This is a genomic window from Algoriphagus sp. A40 (assembly GCF_002002735.1).
GTDB lineage: Bacteria > Bacteroidota > Bacteroidia > Cytophagales > Cyclobacteriaceae > Algoriphagus.
This window is the reverse complement of sequence record NZ_MUNY01000035.1, coordinates 127647-133995: the sequence shown is the minus strand read 5'-3', so window position 1 is coordinate 133995 and position 6349 is coordinate 127647. Positions and strand designations below refer to the sequence as shown.

Sequence of the window (6349 nt, the reverse complement as noted above, 5' to 3'; positions counted from 1 at the left end):
GAAAAAGAAATATGTTCTCAAGCTTGCAGCAGAAATGAATATGGAAGTATACCAGACAAAATAAACATTCGATAATTGAATAAAATCAAAATAAATATTATCTCGTCATTGGTAGCGGAGTCGAAGCCGTTCATACTAGAAATTTTTGACACTGTTTAACACCTGATCAAAAGTAAAAAATGTCAAATACGCTCCCCGCTTGCTACAAATAGGTCCCATTTTTCAAACTGGTAATTCCTCAATCTTCTATTCCAAACATGCTTAACCTCACTTCCATCCATCACATTGCCATCATTTGCTCCGATTATGAGCGCTCCAAGCAATTCTACACGGAGATCTTGGGACTGAAAATTATCCGGGAAGTCTATCGGGCAGAGCGGCAATCCTATAAACTCGATCTGGAACTCAAAGGGCAATACGTCATTGAGCTCTTCTCTTTTTCCAACCCTCCTGATCGAGTGTCCCGTCCGGAAGCCTGCGGTTTGCGGCATCTGGCATTTGGAGTTCAGGACATTGGGAAAGCAGCGGAAGATTTGAGTAAATTAGGAATTGAGTCAGAGCCGGTTCGGGTGGATGAACAAACAGGAAAGCAGTTTACCTTCTTCTCCGACCCTGACGGATTGCCAATCGAACTTTATCAGGAATAGCCATGGCCGAAACCAAAACCAAACCCACCGAAGTCTCCGTCGACGATTTCATCAACGCGGTAGAAAGTCCAAAAAAACGCGAAGATGCTATCGCTCTGAAGCAAATGATGGAAGAAATCACCGGCGAACAAGCAAAAATGTGGGGGCCTACCATCATAGGCTTCGGAACATATCACTACAAATACAACTCGGGCCATGAAGGAGATGCTCCAATAGTTGGATTTTCTCCAAGAAAGGCTGCCATTTCCCTTTATCTCTTGGATTGTGACGATCAGAAATCCGAAAGTCTCCTGCCCCAATTGGGAAAATTCAAAAAAAGCGTGTCCTGCATTTATGTCAACAAGCTCTCCGACATCAACGAACCGGTGCTTAGGGAAATGATCAAAAATTCCTTTACTCATACCAAGGAAAAATACTCGAGTCCAAAAAGCTAAAACCTGCCTGGTTTTAGAAACCTGGCCGGTCTGACTCAAGCAATACCCTCAATCAGTTGCTGCGCTTCCTTTAGTGATCTGTCGTATTTTCGGAAGGTTAGCCTACCGAAAACATAAATACAAATCAAACCCACCGGCACATACACCAACCAAAAGGTAGGCTGAAGTACCAGATCCTTTTTGCCAAATAATTCTGCCAAAGGAGGCAAAATACTGATCGCAAACAGCCCAGAAAGTATCAAATTAAACCTTTGAAACTTCCAGAAAAAGGTCTTCTCCTTTTTGAATTTTTCCACCAAAACAGAAGGACTTTCATCGGTGATTTTAAGTCTGTTGAGCCGAGCAAGAGACCATAAACTGATAATCGGCAGGATGACCATAACCGTGGTATTGAATACTGCGAGTATTTGGTTGATCGGCAACTCCAGTTTTGCTATTTGGAAAACAAAGAATCCAGCATATCCAAAGCAGATCACACTCCCCAATATTTCGGGCAAATAGATGCTACTCAAGCGATTTTGATATTTCTTTTCAGTCATTTTCATAAGTTCTTCTTTTTTGATTTTTTCCAGATTTTCTACTTTTCCACTGAGATTTTCCCAGAGGGATTTCATTTCATCGAGTTCCATTGTTTCGTTGATTTAGTAGGTTTGAACTCCTTTTCTAAGCTTGTCCTTGATCCGTGAAAGGCGTGTGCCCACATTACTGCTGCTGATTCCGACGATTTCGGCGATTTCTTCATGGTTTTTCCCTTCCAAAAAAAGAAAGACAATTCCCCGATCCAGCAATCCCAACTTTCGGATTTCGGCATAGAGTAATTTCAGCCGCTCCTCCATTGCCGAATCCAGCTCATCCGCAAAATCCAACTCAAGTCCTTCCATGGGCACTGCAGCTACCCGTTTCTTCGACCGATTTAGATTGGTAATCGCTGTATTCATCCCAACTCGATAGAGCCAAGTGCTCGGTTTGGAGGCTTTTTTGAATTGTTCAAATGACTTCCAAGTCTGATAGACGATCTCTTGATACAAGTCCTTTTGCTCCTCCCGATCACGGGTGTAGATTGACGTGATCTTGTAGATCAGTCCATGGTTTTCGTGAATGAGTTGAATAAATTCGTCCTCGCGGTTCATGAATTAGCTTTTGATCAATTAGTCTCTGATTGCTGTAAAAAATCACATGCGATTCAAAATTTATTTAAAAGAGCTGTTGAAAAAATCTCAAACCAACTTTTGGGAATCCTTAACTTCACACGATAACCTAAAACAGCATTACTAAATGATTTTTCATATTTTAAATGGAGATGCCCTCGCGGAAATTTTTCCCAAATCCATCCCAGGGGAAAGAATCATCTTCAGGGAATGCCTCATAGACGGCCCTGTAAATCCCACCCCAACCCAGGAATTGTGGCAGGTAAGAGCCGAATTTATTCAGCAAAATTATTCAGGGGGTGAAAAAGTAGACTATCGAAAAAACTCTTATGAGGAAATACTGAAAATCAAATTCATCCCATCAGGAGCAAAGATTTACCTCTGGTTTGAAGAAGATCTCTTTTGTCAGGTCAATCTCTGGTTTATTTTGAATTACCTCAAGGATCACCATGCCGAGGTCTTTTTGGTACTTCCCTACCCTGATTCCCCCTACCATTTCAGCGAATTGAAAGAAAGTGAATTGGTAGATAGTTACGATACAAAAGCACATGCTTTGAACGTGAAAGAAATGGAAATCCTGGCCAGAATCTGGATACATTTTCAAAAAGAGGAAGTCTATGAAGCGCATAAAATTGCCAGCGTGTTTCAAGAACGGTTTCCATTTTTAAAATTGGCTGTCGAAGCATGGAGGGATATGATCCCGTTTGGGGATTTTTTAGGAAAGCCGAAAACTGTTTTGACGGAAATCATCAAAAAGTCAAGTTCAAATGACTTTGGAACGATATTCAAAGAATTTCAAAAACAGCTTCCTGAATATGGATTCGGGGATTTGCAGGTGAAAAGGATGTGCGGAGAACTTGGGATTATTTGAAAATCAACTTGCAAAAATCACCACCGAAATCCTAAATTTAAACCTGAAATAAGCGGGTGTAGCTCAGTTGGTAGAGCGTCAGCTTCCCAAGCTGAAGGTCGTGAGTTCGAGACTCATTACCCGCTCCAAGGCGTCCCCGAGGGATGCCTTTCTTTTTTCTTAGTAACTTCAACCCATGCGCTGGTCTATCGATTTTCCAATTCCCGGTTCTCCCTTTCCGATCAACCACCAAAGCAAAATCCTGAGCATGGGCTCCTGCTTTGCCCAAACTATCGGGCAAAAAATGGCCGATTCCAAATTTGACATCCTGATCAATACCTTTGGTACAATCTTTCATCCACTCAATTTGGCGGATCTGCTGGCGCAAAGTCTGGAATTGCGACCAATCGATGAAAGTGGAATTCTAGAGCGGGAAGGGCTTTTTCTCCATTATTCCACGCATTCGGATGTGGTAGGAAAGACTCCAGAGGACCTAAAAGAGAAATATGAACAAAGGTTAAAGCTCACCAAAACATACCTCGAACAAGGAACCCATCTCATTTTAACGCTGGGAACAGCCTGGATTTACGAGCATGAATCCTTTGGCAGAGTTGCAAACTGCCACAAGCAAGCCCAAAGACATTTCAAAAAAAACCTGTCTTCATTCGAAGAAATGGAAATGGGCCTTTCATCGGTTATAAACCATTTTTCCAAATCTTGTCCCAACTTAAAAATCATCCTTACGGTAAGTCCAGTGAGACATATCAAAGACGGAATCGCCGAAAATCAATTGAGCAAAAGCCTGCTTCGGGTGCTCTGCGACAGGTTGGAGCGGAACTATCCTCAAGTAAGTTATTTTCCTGCCTACGAGATCATGATGGATGAACTCCGGGACTACCGCTATTACAAATCCGACCTGATCCACCCCACCGAGGAGGCCGAAAACTACATTTGGGAAAAGTGGCAACAGGCAATTTTCCCTCAGGAAACCAGAGAGAAAATCGCAGAGATCCACAAAATCCAACTGGAGCTTGCTCACCGCCCCTTTAATCCAAATACCGATGCCCATCGCAAATTCATGGAAAACCTTTTAGCAAAGCTGGAACGATTGGACGGTGAATTTGATTTTTCTCAAGAAGTCCTTGCTGTAAATAATCAGTTGAAACTCCAATAAAAAGGAAATTCTCAATTCTCAATTCTCAATTCTCAATTCTCAATTCTCAATTCATAATTATTAATTATGTCTAACCGCCTCCTCCACAGCCAAAGCCCCTACCTCCTCCAGCATGCCCACAATCCCGTGGACTGGTTTCCTTGGGGTCCGGAAGCATTAAGAAAAGCAGAAGTGGAAAATATGCCGATCTTGGTTTCGATCGGATACTCAGCCTGCCACTGGTGCCATGTGATGGAGCGGGAAAGCTTCGAAGATCAGGTTACCGCCAACCTGATGAATGAGCACTTTGTCTGCATCAAAATCGACCGGGAAGAGCGGCCCGATATCGACAACATTTACATGGATGCCGTACAGGCGATGGGATTGCAGGGCGGCTGGCCGCTGAATGTCTTCCTGATGCCCAACCAAAAGCCCTTTTACGGTGGCACCTATTTCCCCAATCTGAAATGGAAACAGCTCTTGGCCAACATAGCCGATGCATTTGCTAAGCATGAAGACCAGCTGGCCGAAAGTGCCGAAGGCTTTGGCCGCAGTCTGAGCCGCAGTGAAACCGAGAAATACGGAATTGTAGTCAATAAATCGGAGTTTGATCCCGATGACTTGGGCGAAGTCATCGCCAAACTGACCGCCCAGTTTGATCCCGAATGGGGCGGGATGAACCGGATACCCAAATTCCCCATGCCAGCGATCTGGAATTTTCTGCTAGATTATTCGCTATTAAGCAAAAATCCAGAGCTGAAAGAAAAGGTCTTTTTTACCCTGAGAAAAATCGGAATGGGTGGAATCTACGACCAGCTCCGGGGAGGATTTGCCCGCTATTCGGTCGATGGGGAATGGTTTGCTCCGCACTTCGAAAAAATGCTTTACGATAATGGGCAGCTGCTGGAACTCTATGCAAAGGCTTATCAGGCAAGCCGAGATCCATTTTTTCTGGAAAAAGTCACCGAAACCATCAATTGGCTGGAAGCCGAAATGCTTCAGGAGGAAGGCGGATTTCACTCCGCTCAGGATGCCGATAGCGAAGGCGTCGAGGGAAAATTTTACACCTGGACCTATGCTGAACTCCAAGCTTTGGTGCCGGATGAAATGCCCTGGCTGAGCAAACTCTACAACCTCAAGCCCGGCGGAAACTGGGAGGAAGGCGTAAATATCCTTTTCCAAAGTGAATCATATGCCGACATCGCCTCCGAGTTTAATCTGGGAGAAAAGGAGTTGGTTCAAAAACTGAATGAAGTAAAAGCCAAACTCCTTCAGACCAGAAACCAGCGCATTTTCCCGGGGAAAGATGATAAGATTCTGGCGGGATGGAATGGGCTGATGAGTGCAGGTTTGATCCAGGCATTTTATGCTACAGGGGAAAAACGAATGCTTGATCTGGCACTCCGAAACCTGGAATTTATCCGGGAAAAAATGATCGTAAATGGACTTTTGCATCGCTCCTACAAAAACGGAACGGCCTACACTCCTGCTTTTCTGGAAGATTATGCGGCAGTAATCCATGCGGCTTTGATGGCCTTTGAAGCTAGCGGAAAAGCTTCCTGGTTGAGCTTCGCAAAGGAATTGGCAGACTTTTGTCTGGATCAATTCTATGACGAAAGCGACGGTTTTTTCTTTTTCAACAACCCAAAAGCTGAAAAACTCATCGCTAACAAAAAAGAACTTTTTGACAATGTGATTCCTGCATCAAATTCGGTAATGGCGAGAAATCTCCACCGGCTTTCGCTTTTCACTTACAAAGAAAACTATTCCCAAATCGCCTCCAAAATGCTGGGAGGAATGAAGGATCTGGTTTTGAAAGAACCCGGTTTTCTTTGCAATTGGGCCAATTTCCTACTGGAATCCATCGTCCCAACTGCTGAAATCGCAATTGTCGGAGACGGTGCAGAACTCCTTGCCAATGAATTCCATCACGCCTATTTCCCCAATCAGGTCATTTCTTGGTCAGAATTTCCGACAGAAACTGCCCCGATTCTTCAGGGCAAAACTGCCGATTCGACAGGAAATGCCTTAATTTATGTCTGCTTCGATCATGCCTGCCGAAAACCGGTAAGCACCTTGGCTGAAGCTGCATCTCAATTACCCTATTTAGCCTGAAT

The 6349-nt window shown here is 43.9% G+C and carries 7 protein-coding genes and 1 tRNA gene; 6 read left to right on the top strand and 2 right to left on the bottom strand.

The genetic code is table 11. The features are described 5' to 3' along the window. Positions 1–257: 257 nt before the first annotated feature. Positions 258–647, top strand: coding sequence for a VOC family protein (locus B0E43_RS03240; protein ID WP_077346671.1), 390 nt, complete (start codon positions 258–260; stop codon positions 645–647). Positions 648–649: 2 nt separating this feature from the next. After that, positions 650–1081 (top strand): DUF1801 domain-containing protein, encoded by a 432-nt coding sequence (locus B0E43_RS03235; RefSeq protein ID WP_077346670.1) that lies wholly within the window; start codon positions 650–652, stop codon positions 1079–1081. 35 nt (positions 1082–1116) lie between these two features. On the opposite strand, the gene B0E43_RS03230 is transcribed toward B0E43_RS03235, so the two are convergent. Together B0E43_RS03230 and B0E43_RS03225 are read right to left on the bottom strand one after the other, a co-directional pair. Further along, a complete protein-coding gene (locus B0E43_RS03230) occupies positions 1117–1710 on the bottom strand; it encodes a hypothetical protein (protein ID WP_077346669.1) in 594 nt (197 codons plus the stop codon). Positions 1711–1722: 12 nt separating this feature from the next. Further along, a complete protein-coding gene (locus B0E43_RS03225; RefSeq protein WP_077346668.1) occupies positions 1723–2211 on the bottom strand; it encodes an RNA polymerase sigma factor in 489 nt (162 codons plus the stop codon). Between the two features lie 145 nt (positions 2212–2356). Between B0E43_RS03225 and B0E43_RS03220 the strand changes: the two genes are divergently transcribed. The 4 genes from B0E43_RS03220 (at position 2357) to B0E43_RS03205 (ending at position 6347) form a co-directional block, all read left to right on the top strand. Continuing rightward, positions 2357–3100: a DUF1835 domain-containing protein gene (locus tag B0E43_RS03220; RefSeq protein WP_077346667.1), complete on the top strand. Its 744-nt coding sequence runs from the start codon at positions 2357–2359 to the stop codon at positions 3098–3100. A gap of 52 nt (positions 3101–3152) precedes the next feature. Further along, positions 3153–3228 (top strand) — tRNA-Gly (locus B0E43_RS03215). 47 nt (positions 3229–3275) lie between these two features. After that, on the top strand, positions 3276–4253 hold the full coding sequence (locus tag B0E43_RS03210; RefSeq protein ID WP_077346666.1) for a GSCFA domain-containing protein: 978 nt from the start codon (positions 3276–3278) through the stop codon (positions 4251–4253). A gap of 66 nt (positions 4254–4319) precedes the next feature. After that, complete coding sequence (locus B0E43_RS03205; RefSeq protein ID WP_077346665.1) at positions 4320–6347, top strand: thioredoxin domain-containing protein; 2028 nt, start codon at positions 4320–4322, stop codon at positions 6345–6347. Positions 6348–6349: the final 2 nt, after the last annotated feature.